At 62.5% G+C, this 19,917-nt stretch carries 27 protein-coding genes; 4 read left to right on the forward strand and 23 right to left on the reverse strand.

The features are described from left to right. Window positions 1-3: 3 nt before the first annotated feature. From IE127_RS13095 to IE127_RS13200, 22 genes are all read right to left on the reverse strand, one after another. Window positions 4-423: an NlpC/P60 family protein gene (locus IE127_RS13095; protein WP_189426178.1), complete on the reverse strand. Its 420-nt coding sequence runs from the start codon at window positions 421-423 to the stop codon at window positions 4-6. Beyond that, window positions 420-1,310: a phage/gene transfer agent baseplate hub protein gene (locus tag IE127_RS13100; RefSeq protein WP_189426179.1), complete on the reverse strand. Its 891-nt coding sequence runs from the start codon at window positions 1,308-1,310 to the stop codon at window positions 420-422. The genes IE127_RS13095 and IE127_RS13100 overlap by 4 nt, the downstream gene beginning before the upstream one ends. After that, entirely contained in the window at window positions 1,307-1,927 is a 621-nt protein-coding gene (locus IE127_RS13105) for a DUF2460 domain-containing protein (protein ID WP_189426180.1), read from the reverse strand. Before IE127_RS13105 ends, IE127_RS13100 begins: the two co-directional genes overlap by 4 nt. A 15-nt stretch (window positions 1,928-1,942) precedes the next feature. Continuing rightward, window positions 1,943-2,491: a phage tail tape measure protein gene (locus IE127_RS13110; RefSeq protein ID WP_189426181.1), complete on the reverse strand. Its 549-nt coding sequence runs from the start codon at window positions 2,489-2,491 to the stop codon at window positions 1,943-1,945. Then, window positions 2,481-2,672, reverse strand: a complete 192-nt coding sequence (locus IE127_RS13115) for a rcc01693 family protein (protein ID WP_189426182.1) — start codon at window positions 2,670-2,672, stop codon at window positions 2,481-2,483. Before IE127_RS13115 ends, IE127_RS13110 begins: the two co-directional genes overlap by 11 nt. Next, entirely contained in the window at window positions 2,669-3,004 is a 336-nt protein-coding gene (locus IE127_RS13120; protein WP_189426183.1) for a gene transfer agent family protein, read from the reverse strand. Before IE127_RS13120 ends, IE127_RS13115 begins: the two co-directional genes overlap by 4 nt. Continuing rightward, on the reverse strand, window positions 2,991-3,404 hold the full coding sequence (locus tag IE127_RS13125; protein WP_189426184.1) for a phage major tail protein, TP901-1 family: 414 nt from the start codon (window positions 3,402-3,404) through the stop codon (window positions 2,991-2,993). The genes IE127_RS13120 and IE127_RS13125 overlap by 14 nt, the downstream gene beginning before the upstream one ends. Window positions 3,405-3,427: 23 nt before the next feature. After that, window positions 3,428-3,835: a DUF3168 domain-containing protein gene (locus tag IE127_RS13130; RefSeq protein ID WP_189426185.1), complete on the reverse strand. Its 408-nt coding sequence runs from the start codon at window positions 3,833-3,835 to the stop codon at window positions 3,428-3,430. Then, on the reverse strand, window positions 3,832-4,173 hold the full coding sequence (locus IE127_RS13135) for a phage head closure protein (RefSeq protein ID WP_189426186.1): 342 nt from the start codon (window positions 4,171-4,173) through the stop codon (window positions 3,832-3,834). Before IE127_RS13135 ends, IE127_RS13130 begins: the two co-directional genes overlap by 4 nt. After that, window positions 4,170-4,736, reverse strand: a complete 567-nt coding sequence (locus tag IE127_RS13140; RefSeq protein ID WP_189426187.1) for a head-tail connector protein — start codon at window positions 4,734-4,736, stop codon at window positions 4,170-4,172. The genes IE127_RS13135 and IE127_RS13140 overlap by 4 nt, the downstream gene beginning before the upstream one ends. Window positions 4,737-4,799: 63 nt before the next feature. Then, the gene (locus tag IE127_RS13145) at window positions 4,800-6,017 is read right to left on the reverse strand and encodes a phage major capsid protein (protein WP_189426188.1); all 1,218 of its coding nucleotides are present in this window, start codon (window positions 6,015-6,017) and stop codon (window positions 4,800-4,802) included. A 13-nt stretch (window positions 6,018-6,030) separates the two neighbouring features. After that, on the reverse strand, window positions 6,031-6,510 hold the full coding sequence (locus IE127_RS13150) for an HK97 family phage prohead protease (protein ID WP_189426189.1): 480 nt from the start codon (window positions 6,508-6,510) through the stop codon (window positions 6,031-6,033). After that, a complete protein-coding gene (locus IE127_RS13155) occupies window positions 6,507-6,644 on the reverse strand; it encodes a hypothetical protein (protein WP_189426190.1) in 138 nt (45 codons plus the stop codon). The genes IE127_RS13150 and IE127_RS13155 overlap by 4 nt, the downstream gene beginning before the upstream one ends. Further along, window positions 6,644-6,838, reverse strand: coding sequence for a hypothetical protein (locus IE127_RS13160; RefSeq protein WP_189426191.1), 195 nt, complete (start codon window positions 6,836-6,838; stop codon window positions 6,644-6,646). The genes IE127_RS13155 and IE127_RS13160 overlap by 1 nt, the downstream gene beginning before the upstream one ends. Beyond that, window positions 6,835-8,001 (reverse strand): phage portal protein, encoded by a 1,167-nt coding sequence (locus tag IE127_RS13165; RefSeq protein WP_189426192.1) that lies wholly within the window; start codon window positions 7,999-8,001, stop codon window positions 6,835-6,837. Before IE127_RS13165 ends, IE127_RS13160 begins: the two co-directional genes overlap by 4 nt. A gap of 13 nt (window positions 8,002-8,014) precedes the next feature. Continuing rightward, complete coding sequence (locus IE127_RS13170; RefSeq protein WP_189426193.1) at window positions 8,015-9,271, reverse strand: DNA-packaging protein; 1,257 nt, start codon at window positions 9,269-9,271, stop codon at window positions 8,015-8,017. Beyond that, a complete protein-coding gene (locus IE127_RS13175; RefSeq protein ID WP_189426194.1) occupies window positions 9,249-9,689 on the reverse strand; it encodes a hypothetical protein in 441 nt (146 codons plus the stop codon). Before IE127_RS13175 ends, IE127_RS13170 begins: the two co-directional genes overlap by 23 nt. 47 nt (window positions 9,690-9,736) lie before the next feature. Then, a complete protein-coding gene (locus tag IE127_RS13180) occupies window positions 9,737-10,978 on the reverse strand; it encodes a DUF2254 domain-containing protein (RefSeq protein ID WP_189426195.1) in 1,242 nt (413 codons plus the stop codon). Between the two features lie 127 nt (window positions 10,979-11,105). Further along, entirely contained in the window at window positions 11,106-11,498 is a 393-nt protein-coding gene (locus IE127_RS13185; protein ID WP_189426196.1) for a DUF2147 domain-containing protein, read from the reverse strand. Window positions 11,499-11,608: 110 nt separating this feature from the next. Next, complete coding sequence (locus IE127_RS13190; RefSeq protein ID WP_189426197.1) at window positions 11,609-12,871, reverse strand: Hsp70 family protein; 1,263 nt, start codon at window positions 12,869-12,871, stop codon at window positions 11,609-11,611. Between the two features lie 144 nt (window positions 12,872-13,015). Further along, a complete protein-coding gene (locus IE127_RS13195) occupies window positions 13,016-13,597 on the reverse strand; it encodes a nucleotidyl cyclase domain-containing protein (protein ID WP_189426198.1) in 582 nt (193 codons plus the stop codon). A gap of 76 nt (window positions 13,598-13,673) precedes the next feature. Then, window positions 13,674-14,156, reverse strand: a complete 483-nt coding sequence (locus IE127_RS13200) for a YcgN family cysteine cluster protein (protein WP_244640185.1) — start codon at window positions 14,154-14,156, stop codon at window positions 13,674-13,676. Window positions 14,157-14,338: 182 nt separating this feature from the next. Between IE127_RS13200 and IE127_RS13205 the strand changes: the two genes are divergently transcribed. Genes IE127_RS13205 through IE127_RS13215 form a run of 3 tightly spaced genes read left to right on the forward strand, consistent with a single transcriptional unit; the run spans window position 14,339 to window position 17,574 of the window. After that, entirely contained in the window at window positions 14,339-16,450 is a 2,112-nt protein-coding gene (locus tag IE127_RS13205; protein ID WP_244640187.1) for a transglycosylase domain-containing protein, read from the forward strand. Window positions 16,451-16,453: 3 nt separating this feature from the next. Beyond that, window positions 16,454-17,026, forward strand: coding sequence for a DUF1214 domain-containing protein (locus IE127_RS13210; protein WP_189426200.1), 573 nt, complete (start codon window positions 16,454-16,456; stop codon window positions 17,024-17,026). Then, complete coding sequence (locus IE127_RS13215) at window positions 17,023-17,574, forward strand: DUF1254 domain-containing protein (protein WP_189426201.1); 552 nt, start codon at window positions 17,023-17,025, stop codon at window positions 17,572-17,574. Before IE127_RS13210 ends, IE127_RS13215 begins: the two co-directional genes overlap by 4 nt. Here the strand turns inward: IE127_RS13215 and IE127_RS13220 are convergent, their stop codons facing one another. After that, on the reverse strand, window positions 17,575-18,426 hold the full coding sequence (locus IE127_RS13220; protein WP_189426202.1) for a hypothetical protein: 852 nt from the start codon (window positions 18,424-18,426) through the stop codon (window positions 17,575-17,577). Between the two features lie 356 nt (window positions 18,427-18,782). Between IE127_RS13220 and IE127_RS13225 the strand changes: the two genes are divergently transcribed. Beyond that, window positions 18,783-19,916: a DUF2336 domain-containing protein gene (locus IE127_RS13225; protein WP_189426203.1), complete on the forward strand. Its 1,134-nt coding sequence runs from the start codon at window positions 18,783-18,785 to the stop codon at window positions 19,914-19,916. Window position 19,917: the final 1 nt, after the last annotated feature.

Here is a 19,917-nt window from a genome sequence, read left to right on the forward strand (position 1 = left end):
GCCTCAGGAAGGAAAAGAGTATCGGCGATGAATGCGGCGACCCCAGCCGCCACCGAGATTTGCCTCGATAACGCCGAGGCGCTCCTGTGCATGGATGAACCGATCTGTGCCAACGAGAATCCCGCAATGTCGGGCCACGCCGGCCCGGCGAAGTTGAAACAGCACGACATCGCCGGCGCGCGGCTGATGATCGGCAGGATCTAGAAGGGTTTCCGCTGCTTCCTGCAGCAGGCCGGCATGCTCGGTGTCGCGCAAATCGACACGGTACGGGGGCACCACGAGCGGTTCACTGCCATAAAGCTCGCGCCAGACACCGCGCAGCAGACCGAGGCAATCGCAGCCGGCGCCTCGTGTGGCGGCGCGATGACGATAGGGCGTTCCGAGCCATCGTCTTGCGATCGTGACGACGCGATCCGCGCTCATCGCACCACCGGGCGCCCATCGAGCTGGTCGCCATTGCGAGGGTGTCGGAGCAGGTAGTCGTTGCCCGGTATGTGCGGAAAGCCGCGAAAGTTCACGGTGTTCGAGAACTTCTTGGCGCAGGTCGCGTGCTGCCGATCGCATCCTGCGAAAACGGTCAGAGCCTGCCCTTTGAAAGCCCAATCGCCGACCCGTCGCGAGAACGCCAGTGTGACGATTCCCGCTGCTACGGCGTGATCAGTCACAACGTCGCTCATTCCATCCAGGTCGCCCCCTGCCCAGCGCACCGCGCCGAAGGTGAACCATCCCACCTCGAACGCATCGAGACCCGAAACCGCAACGCGATAGGCATCCTCGACGGTGAGAATTGTCGCCGCCGCCTGTAGGCTTTCATTATCGAGATCCACACCGCAGCGCCGGTCTCCAAGCTGGGCATCGCAAAGAGAATGGAATACGCGCCCCTGCCTTGTATTCAGCGCCTGAGCTGGCGAGCGCAGCTCCGCCCGAAAGACGCCGTCCTCTCGCACGATTTCGCCGATCATGTCGCGGCGCATCAGAACTCTTTGCCGGCAGTCCTGCCAATTTACCTTGAGGGTCTCGACGATTGCGCCGTCGTACCGGCCCAAGGCAATATCGACCTCGCTGATCGTGTCGGACCGCAGAATGCCCAGCACTTCGCCGGTATCGACCTGCCCCCCAAGCCTCGCGGCGACTGGTGATCCGTCGAATCCCGTAGCGGGCGAGAAGACCGTGCCGTCAAAATCTATCGGGCAGTCATGATCGGTGAAGCCCAGAACGGTCCCATCCATGCGAGTCAGACGCCAACACCGGCAAACGCTGGTGGCGCCGGAGGCCAGGTGCGCCGCGAAGTCTTCGGCAATCACCCTCATTCCAGGATCTCCAGCAGCGGAATGTCGGGAATATCGGCGGCATCAAACTGCGAAAGCTCCACCTCCAGCTGATCGATGTCGAAGCGCACCGGCACGTCGAACAGGAAGCCTGCGGATATCGTCGCACCATCTGCAGGTGCCTCTGAGAAAGTGATGACCCCTGTCAGAGCCTCGATAGCCCAACCCGTCGTAATCTCGTCGCCGTTGACCGCGATCCGGACGGTTTCCAGGCGTGGCTTGGTAATCGGTCGATCATAGGGGGCAAAAGTGAGCCCGTAGCGCTTGATGAGCTGAAAGCCGGTCCTCGTCCCATCGCCGGTTCCAAGCGCCTGATCAAACGGCGTCGGCATAGGCTCACCGGATGCATGGTCCATCGCGTCATGCCAGCGAAAGCCGTGAAACCGCCCGCGACGCTCCTCGAAGAACGCAATCAGTCGTTGCATGTCCCGGCGGGACTTGACGCCGGAGCCGGCATTATACCGACGGCGCGAGTGCGCCCACAGCGTGTTGCGCTCTTCGCGGCCATTGGCCAGCGTCGTCACTTCGGTTCTGCGCTGCGGACCGCCCCGCGCGTTGAGGGCGATATCGAGCGGAAACCTAACATCATGAAATGCCATGCTGTTCCTCCCTCGCTAGCTGGCTCTGGTGCCGCGCCTTGCCGCGCGTAGCAGCATGGCGCTGATTTCGGCTTCGCTCGCAATGAAGCTGCGTGCGTCCGTTGCGGTGACGTTGAAATTGATGCTGGTGGCGCCGGTCGCTGCAGCCGCAACGCCAAGCCGGCCATCGCTGCTGCGGCGCAGCGGCAGGATCGCCTCCGGCCCCGCCTCGCCCATCAAGCCAAGTTGCTGACCCGTCGGGAAATACGTTGGCCGCGTTACCACCCCGCCTTTGGCAAAAGGCTTGATGCCGATTGCTGGGTTGGCAGCACTGAACAGTGACTCTACCAGCCCTCCCGCAATCTCACCGATGGGACGGAATGCGGCTTTCAGGGCAATGTCGGCGAAGCTGCGTGCAATATCCGACAGGACAGTTCTGAGCGAACGTCCGTCCGACACAGCTCCGCGAAACGCGTTGCTCATGCTGCGCGCTACGCCGTCTGCCAGATCCTCGATCCGCTTGAGCTCCAGAGAAACAGAGCCCAGTTCCGCTTCAAGTTCGCTGCCGAACAATTCATCTGCCATCGGGAAACCGCTCCATCATCGTGTTGAGCGCGGCACGGCCAGGAGCGCCGCGCTGCGGGCCATTGAGACCTTCGAACGCGGCGGTCAGTTCGCGCGGCGTCAGCCCCCAGAATTCGTGAGCCGACAGCTTCAGCACGCCAAACCCGAAGGCCATCGCCTCGCGCCAGGGAAACGGGTTCATCGATCGTCTCCGAATGTTGCTCGCAGCAGCCGCGCCGCAATATCGGCCGCGCCGCGCAAGCCGCCTTCAATGCGCATGGCCGCAAGGTCCTGATCGGAAATCTGCGCGCCCGCCCCGCGCAGTCCGGCGCCGATTATGGTGATCAGATCGCGCGCCGAAACCCGCCCGCCAGCGAAGCGTTCGGCCAGGCCCTGCAGATCATTGGCGGCAAGTCCTGCCTCGAGTTCCGCCAGAGCGCCGAGGGTCAGGCACAGCACCTTTTGCTGGCCATCGATTGTCGCGCCGATCTCACCCCGGCGCGCATTGGGCCGCTGCTGGTCAGTGAACGTCAAATCCGATCTCCCCCGCGCTCTCGAGCGCAATTTCGAACGTCACTTCTCCAGCGTGATCGGCGGCATATTCCAGCGCCACGATCTGAAAGGGCCCGACAATCGTCCCGAAATCCGGCAGGATCAGCTGCCAGGTGCGGATGGTCCCGCCAAAAAACAGCGCCCGGACGGCGGCATCGGACGTCTGATCCTTGAAGATGCCCGTGCCGCTGATCGCGGCACGCTTGATCCCGCCGCCGGAGAGCAGTTCGCGCCAGCGCCCCGCGCTTTCCTGGTCGGTGGTATCGATGCTCGCGGCATTGAAGGCGATCGATCGGCTTCGCAGTCCGGCGACCGTCAAGAAGCTGCCGGCACCCGTCTGGTCGAGCTTCAGCAGCATGTCCTTGCCACTTTGGGCTGTCATGGTTTCCTGTCCTTGTCGATGTGTCAGTGGGGTTCGCTAACCGCGCGCAACTGCACCAGCGCCCGCATGGCGCCGGAGCGGATCTCGGTTTCGGTGCGCGTTCTCTGGTGGCGTATTGCGATGACGCAAAGGTCGGTGCTCGAAAGCTCGGCTTCGCCGAGCACCGCCAGCACGCGGGCAATGATCGCAGAGATCGCGGCTCTGTCGGCATCCGGGTGCCAGACGCTCAGCACCAGCGTATGCTCGTGCCCCGGCGCCGCATCCCCGTCATAGGGGCGGATATCGTGGCGGGCGATTGCGATGCATGGCGCGCTTTCGCCAATCGACGGGGCGTCGGATATGCTTCCATCCCCCAGCAGAGCCTGCAATATGCTGTCCCTGTTGAGCGCCGCCAGCATTGCCGTCTGCAGTGCGGTGATCGGGTGCGTCATCCGACGATCCGCGTCTCGACGCACGAGCAGCCGAGATAGGCACGGCGCCCGTTCAGGTCTTCGGTACCCTGCACTTCCAACCGCCGCCCTCGATAGACGATGCGATCTCCCGCTCGCAGATCGCTGCGATAGCGGATGACGACACTATGGCTGATGCTTGCCGCTCGACCATCGAGATGGCTGGTGCGCCGCCCCCTGAGCGAGCGGACACGCGCCCACACGCTGCCGTTGGGCACGAAAATCGTTTCCTGCCCGCCACTAGCATTGCGGCTGGTCACCTTGGTGAAGAGCTCGATCCGATCGGTCAGCGTGCCGATCGGCGGAACGGCGCCACTCATACCGCGACCGCCCGGTACGGCGAAAACAGCCGGTCGATCCCTGGCGGCACGATGGCCCCGCTACCAGCTGCGATCACGGCATCTCGATGGGCGTACCAATGCGCCACCAGCAACAGGATTGCCTGGCGCAGATCCGCCGGGACGTCCTCCGGGCTGTCGCCGAACCCGGCGACATAGTCGATTTCCAGCCCATGCCGGTCCCGCAGGCTCGGCATGCCGGCAATCCGGGCCGGCAACACCAAACGCTCGGGCGCCCCAAGAAACTGCGCCAGGCCGATTTCGTGCGCCACGCCATCGGTGTCGTAGGCCTCGATGCTGGTGAGCGTTGCAAAAGGCGTCACCGGCAGCCGGACCAGTCTGTCCTTGGGCCAGTCGTCCAGCACCAACCGCCAGCTCTGGTAGAGCAGCGCCTTGCCGGTCGCGGCCTCGACATGCGCGCGTGCAGAGAGCAGCAGCGTCTGAACGAGCGCGTCTTCGCTTGTCGTATCGACGCGCAGATATGCCTTCGCGTCGGCAAGTGAAACCGGCTCCTCGGCGGGCCCCGCCAGGAGATAAGCAGTCATCATGATGTTCCTTGAAAATGTTGGAAAGCCGGCTGCGGCCACCGGCGCAGCCGGCTTCAAAGGCTAGTTCTGGGCGAACTTCAGCAGCTTGATGGCGTCGAAATCGGCAATGCCGCCGCCGACGCGCTTGGTCGTATAGAAGAGCACGTAGGGCTTTGCTGAATAGGGATCACGCAAGACGCTCACACCGCGACGGTCGACCACAAGATAGCCGCGCCGGAAATCGCCAAAAGCGATCGCAAACGCGTCATCATCGATATCGGGCATGTCCTCTGCCTCGACCAGCGCAAAGCCCATGAAGCTGGCCCTGCCCTCGGGGCTCGTCGGCGGCTGCCACAGATAATTGCCGTCGGCATCCTTGAGTTTTCGCAGGCTGCTTTGCGTCCGCCGGTTCATCACCCAGCTGGCATTCTGGCGATATCCGGCCTTGAGCGCATAAACCAAGTCGATCAGCCGGTCGCAGGGATCGGTCGCGGCAAACCCGCCATCGACACCCGTCGCCACATAACCGAGCTTGCCCCAGCTCCAGTCGGCTTCGGCAATCGGCGTCGCGTTGAGAAAACCCGCAGGCTTGTTGACGCCATCGCCCTTGACGAAGGCCTGGGTTTCCTGCGCGGCGAAGGCGGCATTCACCTCCTCGGCAATCCACTGCCCCACATCGACAGCCGCGTCGTCGAGGAAGGTCGTCGTGGCCGCCGGCATGGCATAGAGCTCCATCGTCGGAAAGCTCAGCTCATCGAGGGTCGGGCTCTGCGTCTGCGGACGCGCCGCCGTCTCGCCAACCCAGCCGACCGCTGCGCCATCGACCGAAATCGGCCGTCGATAGACGGAGCTCGATACCTGGCGCACCCCGGCAATCGCTCGGATCGGCGATAGCGCCCGCAGCAGCTGGGTGATCGTGCCTTCGGTCTCCTCGGGCACCACATAGCCGCCATCCGCAGCGTTGCCGGCCTGCAAAGACTTGGTTTCGCCATGCTTCACATAGGCGGAGAACGACTGCTTGTAGCCGTCAGGCTCTGCGGCACCGGCTTCGAGTGCCGGTCGCGCACCGGCCACCAGCGCGCGGTCCATCGCAGCCTTCTGTCCATCAAGGACGCGATTCAGCCGATCAAGCTTGTCTTCAATCAGAGCATCCGCGCTGCCGCGCTTCTCGATCGCATCGAGCCGCGCATCATTGGTGCGCTTGAACTCCTCGAAGGCGCCGGCAAACTCCGTAAACATGGTTGCGACGTCGGCGCCGGTATCTGCCTTCACTTCCAGTCGGTTGTCGAATTCATCCATCTGGTCGGTATCCTCATTGCTCTTTGAGTACGGATATGGCGGCAGCAATCGCTTTCGCCGCCTGTGAGCTCTTGCCGCTGGCGATGCGAGCACCAGCGAGCATCGGAAACGTGACGATCGAGATCTCCCACAGGTCGATCTCTACAAGCCGGCGCCGTCCGCGCCCGCGCTGCGCCGCGACCGTTCGAAAGCCGATCGACAGCCCGTCCAAGGCGCGGCCGGCGATCAGCGCGCGCAGCGCCTCGGCGCGGGGAACGGCATTGATCAGCCTGCCTTCCACCCAAAGCCCACGCGCGTCTTCGCGCACGGCATGCCAGGTGCCGACCGGCTCCTTGGGGTCGTGCTGGAACAGCATTCGGATCTCGGCCGGTCCGCGCCGTGCCAGGCTACGGGCAAAGGCTCCCGGCAAGACCTCGTCACCGCTGGCGTCGCGCACGTTGAACAGTGAGGCATAGCCGGCAAACCGGCCGGCCGCGTCCACCGCCACCGTCATTGCGTTCGGCTCTCGCTGGCACGCTGATCGTTCTTGGCGCGCCGCTCCCGCCGTGTTCCCAACGCCTCCGCAAGATTCCAGGTGAACCGACGGAAGGTCTGGCGTGCCTGGTCCTGCCGTTTGTGTCGTGGCATCACTGATCTCCTCTCGAAAACAGACGATTGAGGCTGGCGATTTCGCGCACGAAATCGTCGAAGCGGCGGTTGGCGGCTGCCAGCTCTTTGAGTGACCACACCAACAGGCCGCTACTGCTTGTTGCCCACATCAGCAGCGCCAGATGTGCGAGGTCGCCGCGCTCGATGACGGATTTCATCACCTCGAGATTCATTGCGCGCCTCCGAGGCCCAGCAGCTTTCGCTTCTCCGTGTCGCTGAGAAAGCTCGCATTGCCGATGCGCTCCCACATCGCCGCCCGGTCCTCGGCGAGAGCCTCGACGTCATCGAAATTCGCTTCGAGCCGCGCCCCCTCAAACGCCGGTGCCAGCCAGCCGGAAAGCTCTTCGGCCACCCGCCGGACCAGCGGCACAACCGTTTGGCGCCACAGCGCCCTGTTGGCCTCGACAAGATTCGAATAGGTATTGTCTCCGGGTATCCCCAGCAGCATTGGCGGCACGCCGAACGCCAGCGCGATATCGCGCGCAGCTGCGTTCTTGGCCTCGATAAAATCCATGTCCCGGGGGCTCAGGGCGATACTTTTCCAGTCGAGCCCGCCCTCCAGCACCATTGGCCGGCCGGCATTGGCGGCGCCTGCAAATCCCTCTTCAAGTTCCGTCTTCAGCCGGTCGAACTGCTCGGGCGTCAGCCGTCCCCCATCGATCGAGTAGACCAGCGCGCCGGATGGCCGGGCCGCATTGTCCAGCAGTGCCTTGTTCCAGGCACTCGCCGCGTTGTGGATATCGAGACTGGTCTGCGCCGCCTCGATCGGTGCCATGCCGTAGTGATCATCGATCGGATCAAACAGGGTCAGATGCAGCACCTGTCCCACCGGCCCGCCGTGCTGCTGTAGGCGCTGCGTGCGTCCACCAGCTGTGTAGCTGAAGGCTTCGGGCCAGCCATCGGCCCCGGGGATGACGCGCACGCGATCCGGACGCAGACCATACAGACCGGCGACATTCTCACCATCGAACACTGCCTGAAGATAGGCATTACCCGCTGTTTGCAGGTAGGCGTAGACGGCCTCCAGCATCTCGCTGCCGGATTGATGCGGATTTGGCCGCGCCAACAGGTCGAGCATTGGGTGTGCGTTCAAGCGCTGATCGTCTTGCCTCGCCACCAGCGGCACACGCGTTGCCGCCTCGGCAATCAGCCGCACACAACGATAAACAATAGGATTTCGCTGATAGCCCTCGCGGGCGAGGCTGGTGAACCCGCGCCCCGTCCAGTTGGCCCCAGAGAGCTGGGCGATGCTGACAAAGCCCTGCCCGGCATGGGACTTGGTTTCATCAGGCGAGCGCAATCCACCGCCCCTCAGGCGGTTGAACCAGTTCGGCATGGTCTCTCCTAATCTAGATCCGGCGTAGGCGTGGTTGCGCGCCGGACAGCAGCAGTTCACTGAGCGCCCAGACCAGCGCGTCGACGCGGTCGGGCGAGTGTCCATTGCTGCGATTATCGATACCGAGGGCGCACATTTCGTCCTCGAGCGCGGTCAGGCCCGCCGCGTGCGAAATGAGGCCGCGCCCGTAGAGCGCTGCCACCGGTTCGGCGCGAAGCCATTTGCCCCTTTTGGCCCGCACCGCAATGACCGGTACGGTCTCGTCGACTTGGGCAATGACTGATTTCACTAGGTCACCGCCCTGGTTCACCTCTGCGATCAGCACATCGGCCCGGTGGCTGTCGAATGCGGCAACTGCTCGACGCGCCCAGGCCAGGGGCGATGCCGCCTTGAGCGTTGCGTCCTCGAGAACCACCGCACGTTCTCCCGTCTGGCCGGCGACAATGATTCCGCAGGCATCGGAACGCGCATGTCCCGTCACCGGCGGATCGACGGCGACGACGATCCGATCAATGTCTCCGCCCTGCCAACGCTGAAACATGTCGCGCCGCCACAGTGCCCCCGGATCGTCCTCAATCAGTTCGCCGTCTAGTTCCTGTCGTCCGAGCACCGACCCGCGATACCGCCCGACGATTGTTTCAAGAAATCCCGGCGCCAGGTTGCCGGCATTGTCCGCCGTCGGCATGCGTGTGGTAATCGTTCCCGGCTCTGTCAGCAGCCGCTTGATCAATCGGGTGGGCCTCGGCGTTGTGGTTGCCAGTTGCCGCGGCCAGTCTCCAAGCCGCAAACCAAACTGCAGCATGTCCCAGGCCGCCTCGGCATCCGGCCATTTGCCGATTTCATCGCACCATGCAGCGGCATATTGCGGACCGCGAAACCGTTCAGGGTCGGTTGCCGAGAGCACTTCCGCCACGACACCGTTCGGCCAGCGCAAAACATTGCCCGAGATTCTTGGCCGTTCGGCTTCCGGCGTTACGCGGATGATCCCGCTTTCGCCCTTCACCATCACAGCCATCGCCTCGGTCATGGTCTCGCCGACTAGAGCGATGGGCGATGTACCTGCGTCCGCAAGGCTTCTGATCCACTCCGCACCCGCCCGCGTCTTGCCGGCGCCACGTCCACCCATCAGCAGCCAGGTCGTCCAGTTACCCTTCGGCGGCAATTGCTCGGGACGGGCAAATCCCTCCCAATAGTAGTAGAGCTGGCGTACCTCCTCATCCGAAAGCGTCGCGACGAGCCCGGCGGCGCTAGGCCTTGCGAAGCTGTTCAAGGCGCTTCGCCAGCTTGTCTCTGAGATCCTTGATTTCGGCCTTGGTCGCTGCTGAAGCCTGCGGCTTCTGGCGCGTTTCAAGATCGAGCAGTTTCTCCAGTGTCTTTGCCATGGTGCCCAGCAGAGCGACTTGCTTGTCGTCACTGCCGGTTAGTTTTTCGCGCTGCATGTGATCCTCGAGGTTCTGAACCTGTTGGTCGAAAAGCACGAACAGCCGCCTTACCATCGTGTCCGGCCGATACCCGCGCGGCCGCAGTGGCCAGCATTCGCGTTCGCGCCGGTATCGAAGTTGCGCCTCGGTTATTCCGTAGCGCTCGAACAGCACCTTACTGGGCACACGTCCTTCAAGGTAATCTGCCTTGATCGCCGCCCAGTCATGCTCGGCAGCAACGTCTTCGTGACCCAATTTTCCGACCATGCCTGAACACTAACAGACGCCCGTCACGCATGGAGAACGTGGATATTTCAATCGTCCGCCGTTTCGGCAAATCCCATCATCCGGTCAAGTGCGGCGCGATCGGAGTCGGCCTTGAGCGCCGCACGAGCCCGCGCCGCCGCGTCTCGCGCCATTCTGCGCGCAGGTTCGGACAATTCGGTGTTGGACGTTGCCAGCGTCTCGAGGCCTGTCATCAGCCGCTGCAGCACCTCGATATGGCCGGCGCCGTCTCGCGCTATCGGGCGAAACGCATCTTCCATCAGATCTGCCGGGGTCAGCGGCTCGACGCTCAGCCGCGGGTATTTTAACTCTTCGGTTTTCTCGTGGGTTTCCCACTCCATCAGCACCCGGACCAGCGTGCCAACCACATCAATGGCGGTGCCCGGATCATTGACTGCGGGGGACAGAGCGCGGCCGGCGATTTCGTTGAGAACGATCAGGCCGTAGCGCGGATCGCGGTCAAAGGTTCGGTTGCCGCCAATGATGAACGCGTCGCGCAAACTCTGCTCACATTCCTCATCCGGCTGTCCGGCAATCATCATCAGCGGACGTTGCGGATCCACATACGTTCCCGGCCGGGCAAGAATGTGCACGTGCAGCCCGGCTTTCTCGGCAACGTCCTGCAGCTTGTTTGTATCGAAGTACTGCACATAGCCGATCTTGTCCGTCAGAACCGGCGCCCCTTGCGGGTCACCAGTGCGCGGCATGCAGCCGAAATATCGGGGCGTATCGATGGCGTGAAAAGCGTTGATCGTTGCCTCCTCCACGCGGTCGATGGTGTGCGACACACGTCCGATCGCAGAAATCTGTCCGATCCAGCGGATCAAGGCGGCTATGACGATGACGACGACAGCAAGCGTGGCGACAAACAGAACCAGACGGCCGCCGCCGCTATAAAACCCCGCATTGACTCCGATAATGCCGACGATCGAGAACAGAAACGCGCCGATAAAGACCGAAACCGATGTCTGTGCGCGCCGATCGCTGACGATCAATGGCACGGCACGCGGCGTCGTGGTTTGCGTCACCGCTGAAAGCGCGCTGACGATCGTCGAAAGCGCAAACACCGCGACCGTCAGAAGGCTCGATGCAAGGATCGAGAGAATCCCCGCGACCGCCTCGACCGAAAGCGTGAACGGCAGTTCGTCAGGCAGCCATCGGCCAACGCCGAAGGCGAGCAGTATGACGAGTGCCGCGACCAGGGAGAAGGCCGCCGGCAAGAACCACATCTGCCGGACAATACGAAGCCAATGGAAGGTAAAGTTGTTCAAGTGACGCCCCCGGTCTGTACCGTACAAACGTCGCTAGCATCTATTCGGTTGGCACGGATGCAAAAAAGCCCGCTTCACGGTTCGGAAGCGGGCTTTTGCAAGGCTTCGGTTTCGAAAGCGGGTGGGCCTAGAGCCGTTCGAACTCCATGGTCTCGCACAGCACGAACTTGCACCCGGTGACTTTCATCGAATTGACGCCGAGCATTGTCAGCGATCCCTTCACCACGTGCCCCTTGTAGTTGACCATACCGCGCCAGCGATTTGCGGCTGTCGGTTTGGCGTCCCAAACCACCAGCTGGTTCATCAATTGAAGGTTCTCGGGCGAATGTGCATCGTCTCTCAGCCAGACAAGCGTCGCGCAGATTTCGTCTGCCGTGCCATCACAGGCCTTGACGTCGAAACGGGCATCGCCCTCGACGGTCTGCCACATTCCGAAGGGCGAGGCAGGCGCAGCCTGCGCGGCAGGCACGAGAGCAAGTGCAGCCAGTCCAGCGGAGGCAAAAAGTCGGGAAAACTTCATTCGGCAAATCCTAGGCTTGATGACGAAACGACAAGGCCACAACGGCTAACTCTTGCCCATCATCGCCGTTCCAGGCTGAACCCGCTTCAAATCCGGCGTTCATCACCGGTTCATGACTGGCCGAACCGTCGTCTCGCTTCCAGCGCCAGACCTTGCCCGACGCTGCCGAACACGTCTGTCCTGACAAGTTTTGCGCCCGGCAGTGCCGCCTCCAGCCCGGCCAGCACGGTCGGCACCTGTGTCGAGCCACCCGTCAGCAATACCGCGTCGATCGTATCGCGCGATATGCCAGCGCTCGCGATCACGTCCGCAACCGTGCCGGTGAGCTTTGCAACCGCCTTGCCGAGAGCATCGTCAAACGCCTCGATGCTCATGCGAGCGCTCAGCAGATCCTCCCGCACCGGGAAGGCGAACGCCACCTCTGGCGCTTGCGACAGGGCAATCTTTGCGTCCTCGACAGCGCCGATCAGCGCATGTCCGCGCCGATCCTCGACCAGTTCCACCATCAACGCCACGCGCTCCGCCGCCTCTGCCTCGCGGGCGGTTTCGCGCAATTCGCGTTGCGCCTGCGCAGTGTAAAGCTGGTTCACCCGGTGCCATGTCGACAGATTGTAGTAGGGCGCCACTGGCAGATGACGCTTGCCATCCTTCGTTTCGGTACCAAGACCGAGTTCGGGCATCACGCTTGCCATTGACAGCAACCGGTCGAAATCCGTCCCGCCAATATGAACGCCGCCGGTCGAGAGAATATCGGCAGCCCTGTCGATCTTGCTGCGGCGGTCCGGCGACACCCTGATCACCGAAAAGTCCGATGTGCCGCCGCCGAGGTCGGCGACCAGCACCAGTTCCTCGCGTTCGACACCCCGTTCATAGTCGAGCGCCGCGGCAATTGGTTCGAACTGAAACTCCACGTGGGCGAAGCCCTGGTCGCGGAAGGCCTGTTCGAGTTGCGCCTGCGCTTCGGCGTCAGCAGCGTCGTCATCGTCAACGAAACGCACGGGGCGACCCACCACCGCCTGTTCGCACGGCACGCCCAACGCCACCTCGGTCCGGCTGCGCAATTGCGCAATGAAGAGGCCAATGATCTCGGGAAAGGCGTAGCGGCGCGCCTTGATGCGTGTCGTCTCCTTCATAAGCGCGCTGCCAAGAACGCTTTTTAGCGCCCGCATCAATCGGCCTTCAGTGCCCGCCATATAGTGCCCGATCGCGTCGCGCCCGCACCGCACCTCGTCGCTCTCGAAATCGAAGAACAGAGCGCTTGGCAGCGTGACGTGATCGCCCTCGAGCGCCACCAGTTGCGGTTCGCCGGCTGCATCGAGCGCTGCAACCGTCGAGTTCGAAGTACCGAAATCGATGCCGAATGAAGACGTCATCGTGCTGCCCATTGGCCGGCGCGCCCCGTTGAGTGACGCGAATTCAAGTGTGCAAGGCCGGGGAGGCCCTGGCGCTACCCGGGGGCAGCGTGCAAGCGGACGCGTCTCATAGGCAGTGTCGGCGCAAATGAAAAGCCGGCTGTTTCAGCTCGCCAGCGGCAGCCGTTTCTGGCGTGAGCGCAGATCGGCGCAAACGACCGGCTGCGTTGTCGGCTGCATTGCCTGCTCGAGCGCTGCTATCGCCTCGCGCACAACGTCCTCAGACTGGCTGCCGATAGCATTGACCGTCGCAATCCCGGCCGACAGATGCAGGCCCTCCTGTGCGGCCGCGTCAATCGTGCGCGAGGCAAGATGTCTGGCCAGCATGAGCGGATAGTCGGCCAATAGTACCGCGAACCGGTCACCGCCAAGTTCATGGCAGTGGGTAGTTTCGTGATTGCGACACACGTCGAGAATCCGCATCGCGTTAGTGAGGCTTTTCTCGTCCGCCTGCTCCTCTGGGAGGCCGAAGACAATTACACTCACCGTCAGGCCTCTCCGCTGCGACTTGACCCATGCCTGCTGAAATGAGGCGGCGAGCGGCGCCGGCAGGGCGAGCCCCTCGGTATCGGGCTCCGTCGACGGCTGTGCTTGCCAGTAATCTACGCTGACACTCTCCACCGGCCGCAGCCGGTCGATACTGGCTCGAAGCTGTTCGAGCAGCGTCGTCACGCGAGAACGCACCATCACCTACCCCCTTTTGAATGGGGGCCACTCTCGTCTTTTATGGTTAACGAAAACTTTTTACTGGCCGCAATTGCTACTAGAGCGAATCCGGCGGCTCGTAATCCGGCCAGTCAACGGCGTGCCGCTCCCACTCGTCGGGAGCAACCTCGGTCTCGTTGAACGTCTTCCCACGAACGGAAACGCCGACGTCCTCGACTGTCTGCATGGTGCCTGTCAGCAATGGATGCCACCATGGCAGCCCGCGTCCCTCGGCCAACCGGCGATATGCGCAGGTTCGCGGTATCCATTTGATCTCAAGGATGTTTTGAGGTGTCAGCTTGATGCAATCCGGCACCTTCTGCTGGCGATTGGGATAATCGCTGCACGTGCACTGATCGCCGTCGAGCAGTCTGCAGTGCACATCCGAGGTGATGATCTCACCGCTGTCCTCATCCTCGAGCTTGATCAGGCAGCAGCGGCCGCAGCCATCGCACAGCGCCTCCCACTCGGAATCGGTCATCTCGTTCAGCGATTTTTCTTCCCAGAATGGCAAGCGTTGCGCCTCCAGTGGCATGTTCATGCAAGACTCGTATTGGTCAGTTCGGCCGCGCCCTGTAATCATAATCCGGCGATGACGCCGATTTCGGCTGAAAAGGCGACTAAAGTTTGGTAGCTAACCGCTGCGGCGGGCAGCGGCGAACGGTCAGGACCAAAGTGCAAGATCCCTTCTATCACAAGGAGAAGCGGCACAAAACGTCGGGCATGCTTGCAGCCGACGCTTGGCTCGATTCCTCCCTTTACGAATTCTGGCGGTCTCTCGGGCGTGGCTACGCCAAGGTTCAGGACGCGTTTTCGTTTTTCCGCGTCAGCGGCATCAAGCGTTTCTTCGTCGAAATATTCTCTGACGCTCTGACCTTCGGCGCCATTGGCGCCGTGATGATGCTCGGTCTCGCCATTCCAGCTTTCGAGGTCATTTCCTCGGGAGAATTCAACCGCGCCGAAGACTATTCCGTGATCTTTCTCGACCGGTTTGGCAATGAGATCGGACGTCGTGGCATTCGCTCGGACGATTCGGTGGCGCTCGAGGATCTGCCGGACTACCTGGTCAAGGCCGCGCTCGCGACCGAGGATCGCCGCTTTTACGAGCATTTTGGTATCGATGTCGTCGGCACCTTGCGCGCGCTCGCCAGCAATGCGTCCGGCGACACGACGCTTCAGGGTGGCTCCTCCATCACCCAGCAGCTCGCCAAGATCCTGTTTCTCAGTTCCGAACGGACGCTTGAGCGCAAGATCGTCGAGGCGTTCCTGTCCGTCTGGCTCGAATGGCACTATAGCAAGGACGAAATCCTCAAGCTCTACCTCGATCGCGCTTATATGGGCGGCGGCAATTTCGGGGTCGTTGCGGCGGCCGAATACTATTTCGGCAAGGATATCGAGGACATAAACCTGTCCGAAGCGGCCATGCTCGCCGGCCTGTTCAAGGCGCCGACCAATTATGCCCCGCATGTCGACCTCGCTGCCGCGCGCGGACGTGCGAATGTGGTGCTCACCAATCTGGTTCAAGCAGGCTTCCTTACGGAAGGGCAGGTCACCGCCGCCCGGCGCCATCCTGCGCGCGCGATCGAACGTACGGCAGAGCTCAACTCGCCGAATTATTTCCTCGATTGGGCCTTCACCGAAGTGAAGGAGATCGTTGCCGGTCTCGATACCACTGCAAACAACTTCACCGTCAGAACCACGATAGACCCGACGCTTCAGGGTTACGCCGAGGATTCGATCAATTCGGTTCTGCGCGAGCAGGGCGAGCAGTATCGTGTCGGTCAGGGTTCGATGGTCGCGACCGATACACAAGGCGCCATCCGCGCCATGGTCGGCGGAACCGACTACGGCAACAGCCAGTTCAATCGAGCGATTGTGTCGACCCGGCAGCCCGGCTCTGCCTTCAAGCCATTTGTTTATGCGACCGCCTTCGAGCAGCTCGGCCTCACGCCTCAGGATGTAATCTCCGATCGGCCGGTATGTATTGGCGACTGGTGCCCGCAGAACTATGGCCGCAACTATCGCGGCAGCACGACCTTGCTCTCGGCGTTCGCGTCATCGATCAACACTGTACCGGTGACCTTGTCTATCAAGACCGGGCGTGAACCGATCGCGGAACTGAGCCACCGCATGGGCATCCGCAACGACTATCCGATCACCCGCTCGCTGGCTCTTGGCGTGGCGTCGGTCTCGGTTCTCGACATGGCGTCCTCTTATGCCGTTTTCGCAAATCACGGCCTCAAGACGCCGGCATACGGCGTGACACGGATAACGACGCTCGCCGGCGACGTCATCTATGACCGGCCCGTTGATCAGCCAGGCGAGCGCCTGCTCAGCGAGCAGACCGTCGCCGATCTCAACATGATGATGCGCACGGTGGTTACCGGCGGCACCGGCCGTCGTGCCGCTGTTGAAGGTGTCCCGGCGGTCGGCAAGACCGGAACCACGTCGTCCTATCGCGACGCCTGGTTCTGCGGCTTCACCGGCAACTATGTGGCCGCCGTATGGTTCGGCAATGATGACTACCGCCCGACGAACAACCTCACCGGCGGGTCGCTGCCGGCAATGGCGTGGCAGAAATTCATGGCCTATGCCCATTCCAACGCGAAAATCGAGCCTGTGTTCGGCGTCGACTTCGAGCCTGAGCAAACGATCATTGCCGATGCGGATATCGAGCAACTTGAAGAACAAAGGCCGCCATCGCTCACTCCTGCGGCGGCACGCAAGCTTCTCGAGCTAGCCGAAAGTCTCGACACGGCGCTGCAGGCAAACGTGCCTCCGGCGGATCAGGCCCGCCTCGACCAGGAGCGCTCGCCATCCAGCGAGAGTCTGTAGCGCGTGCGGTTCGTCGTCTATCTGGCCATGATGGTGGTCGTAGCGCTTCTCGTGGGTTTTGGCCTGTCCTATTACGCCCTGACCGAGGGCAGGTTTTTCGGCACGCTGCAATCGGGTTCGTGGACGGCTTGGCCGGATATCGGCACGCCCGATCCAAATCCCTACACGCGCGCTCATATTGCCCGGCTGGGCCAGTTGCAGCTTGGACAAAGCGAGGGCCTCCAGTTCATCGCCGACACCGACAGCGATGGTGAGCCGTTGACGCGATCCTGCAGCTACCGGCTTGAAGGCACGACGCCATTGGCCACGTTCTGGACCCTGGTCGCCGTTGATGAAGACGGCCGCAACATTGCGCTGCCCGACACACCGCCCGTGATCCGCTCGAGCGATCTCGCACGCGGCGCGGATGGATCGATTCAGCTCAATATCGGCACGCGCCTGTCGCCGCTCAACTGGCTGGCGCTCTCCGGCAGCGGCCCGTTTACGCTCGAACTTCGCCTTTATGACACTGCCTCTTTCACGGATACGGGCAGTTCCACCCGCATGCCGACGATCACGCGCGGAGCCTGCCCGTGAAGCGCTTTCTGCTCTGGCTACTGGGTGGTCTGATGCTTGGCGGCATCATCCACATCCTGATCGTCCTCAACTTGCCCGCACTTGCCGAGCAGACGTCGTGGCGCCGTCTCGCGCAGATCGACGCGGACAACCGCCTCGTCGTCCTCGAAGCACCCGAAACCGGTACGGCCAACCCTCTGGGGCTGGACCCTGCCCTGCTCTACGGCATCTGCCGCGTCGATCTTTCCCAGGGCCCGGCCTATATGAGCGGCACGCTGCCGGATGCGTTCTGGTCGCTCGCAATCTACGACCGCGAGGGTATTGTCACCTACGCTACCACCAATCGCGATGGTATTGGTCGGACACTCGACGTCGGAGTGTTCAACGCCGCCCAGACACGCCAGCTCGCGCAGCAGGAACTCGATGTGGAGGAAGGGCTGCTCATCGTCGAGTCGAGCGCCAATGAACTCTATATGCTGGTTCGCCTTGCCCCTTATGACGAGGCGGTTCGCCCGCGCTTTAGAGAGGCGCTGTCGCAGATCAATTGCGGGGTCAGCACCGAGGACTGATCACTTGCGGAAGTCCTCTCGCGGCGGTGTTGCATAGCGGGAACGAATGACCGCCGTTCCGGCGCCCGCCACCGCCCCTGCCCCGCCATTGAAGCAGAACTGGTCCGAACGGGCCACGACCACATAATGCTCGAGGCGCTGCAATTCGACATCGACTGCCACCGATGCGGCGTGCGGAGTTTCGACGATCAGATAGTCGAGTGCATACTCATAGGATCTGTAGCGGTAGTCGAGCGCATTGGCGAACCAGGCGATGCGCATCTCGTTCTCGCTGATCCGGGCGTTCGCCTCGCGTACATGCTCTGCTCCAACCGGCAGGCCGGAGGCTGCAAGAGCGCGCTGGCGATCGATATCGCGGACGGCGCAAATTGCTGCAAAAGTTGCCGGCAGCGTATCGAGATCGGCCAGCACATGGCGTTTCATCGCCGCGTATCGAATTTCGGACGAGCTGAACCGCGTGCTGTGCAGCCAGTTGTAGTAGCGGTCGACGCCGAGCCGCTTCGAGCCGATTGCCGTAATCCGGGTGCGCTGCAGCTCCACCGTCACATCCTGGAACCAGTCTTCGGCATGCGACGCCACAAGGAAGCGCCAGGTGCGATCGCGCATTTCCTGTTCGATGTCGGTCAAATTGAGCGTTGAGACAGGCTCTTCGCGATTGCGCGCGATCACCTGGCCCACGGCCGGCATCGCGGTATCGTGGGTGAAACTCGGCGCGGCGCGGCCGAAATCGCCGACAGGACGCGCAACGCATGCAGCCAGCGTCACGCACAGGACCGTCGCCAGCGCCTTCGCCGCCAGGTTTATGCTGTTGCGGGTGCGCGCGGAATGCTGCGCTGCCTCACGCCTTATCAATGCCTTCGCCTCTGCTCAGCCGCGTCGACGCTTTTTCGACGCCTGGGGTCGTCCGGGTGCAGCCGGCGGCGGCTCGTCCCGGCAGTAGCGAACCCCGGTGAACATCAGGATCTGGGCGCTTCCGGCAAATGGCGCCGGCCCCGCAGGGCGGCCCCGCACGGGTAACGTGACAAGTTTTCCCAACCTGCCCTCCAACTTGTTGAAGTCCCACCATTGGGACCTTTTCTCGACTCAGCGCGACGCCCCCGCGCATGGCCGATTAAGGGTTCATCAAGGTTAATGCTCTGCTAACGAATATCCTCGAAACTGCAGCTACGCGGGGATTCGCGTCCACTTTGTTACCAATGGTGCTCTAAATGCTCGGTTTTCAGCCATATGAAACATTCCAGCTGCTGATCGAAAATGGTGGGGAAGACAGAGCCAACACGCTGCTGGTCGCCGCCTGCGATGCTTACGCGCGGCGCGGCATGCCGAGCACTTCGGAGGTCGAGCAGTTCGAGACGCTGGCGACGCGGCTGTTTCCCGTTGCGAACACGCAGGCTCGGGCAAAGGCGGCATCTATTCTCGGACGTGCGGCTTTCCTGACGCCGGAACTCGAACAGCTTGTCGTCGCCAATATCGGCGATGACCTCACCTCGTTTCTTGAGGCCGCCCCTGCCGTCAGCGAATCGACCCTGCTCGCGGTTGCCGCACGCAAGGAGGTCAATTCGGCCGCTATCATCGCCCGTCGGGAGGATCTCAGCCCGGGTGTTCTGGCGCGCCTGTTTCAGCTTAACTCACGCAAGGTCTATCGCGCCCTTGCCAGCAATGAAGCTGTTGCGCCCCGCGGCCCGTTCCTCAGCGCCCTCGCGCGTGCGGCGCAGATGGATTATCTGGTCGCGGAGCGCCTCGCGGCCCGCGACGATTTTGATTGCGCCCTGCTCGCACCCGCGTTCTTCGATCTTTCCGATATCGATCGGCTGAAGGTCATCCGCGCCTTTTCGCAGCGCCAGACGCCCGAAGCGCCGATCAAGCGCACGATCGAGCAGATCTCGGTTGCGCAAGCCGAACTCACCCGCGCGTTGATGAAGCTGTTTGCCGAAAATCGCCGTCCGGAAGTCACTCGTCTGCTGCACCAGATCACCGGGCTCGACGAAGTGCGCTGCGGTCAGATTGCGCACGACGTCACCGGCGCTGGCCTCTTCGTTATCCTGCGCGCCTTTGGCTGCAGCGCGCATGACGGACTCAAGGTTTTGATTCACGCGACCTCGCATGATGACGAGCGCTCCCGCGCCCTCACCGATTTCGCGACGATGTTTGCCGAAGTGTCGCCCGATTCGATGGCCTACCTGATGAGCGCCTGGCGCGGCGAAGTGAACCTGCTGGAGCTGTCGAAGCCAGAATACAAGCCGTTTGCCCAGCCACGACGCGCAGCTGCAAGCGGCCAGTCGGGCAATATCGAGCGCGCTGTTGGTGCCCTGTCGCGCCTCAGTGTTCGGCAGGCCAGCTGAC

It is taken from the genome of Devosia pacifica (genome assembly GCF_014652635.1).
In the GTDB taxonomy this organism is placed as follows: Bacteria; Pseudomonadota; Alphaproteobacteria; order Rhizobiales; family Devosiaceae; genus Devosia; species Devosia pacifica.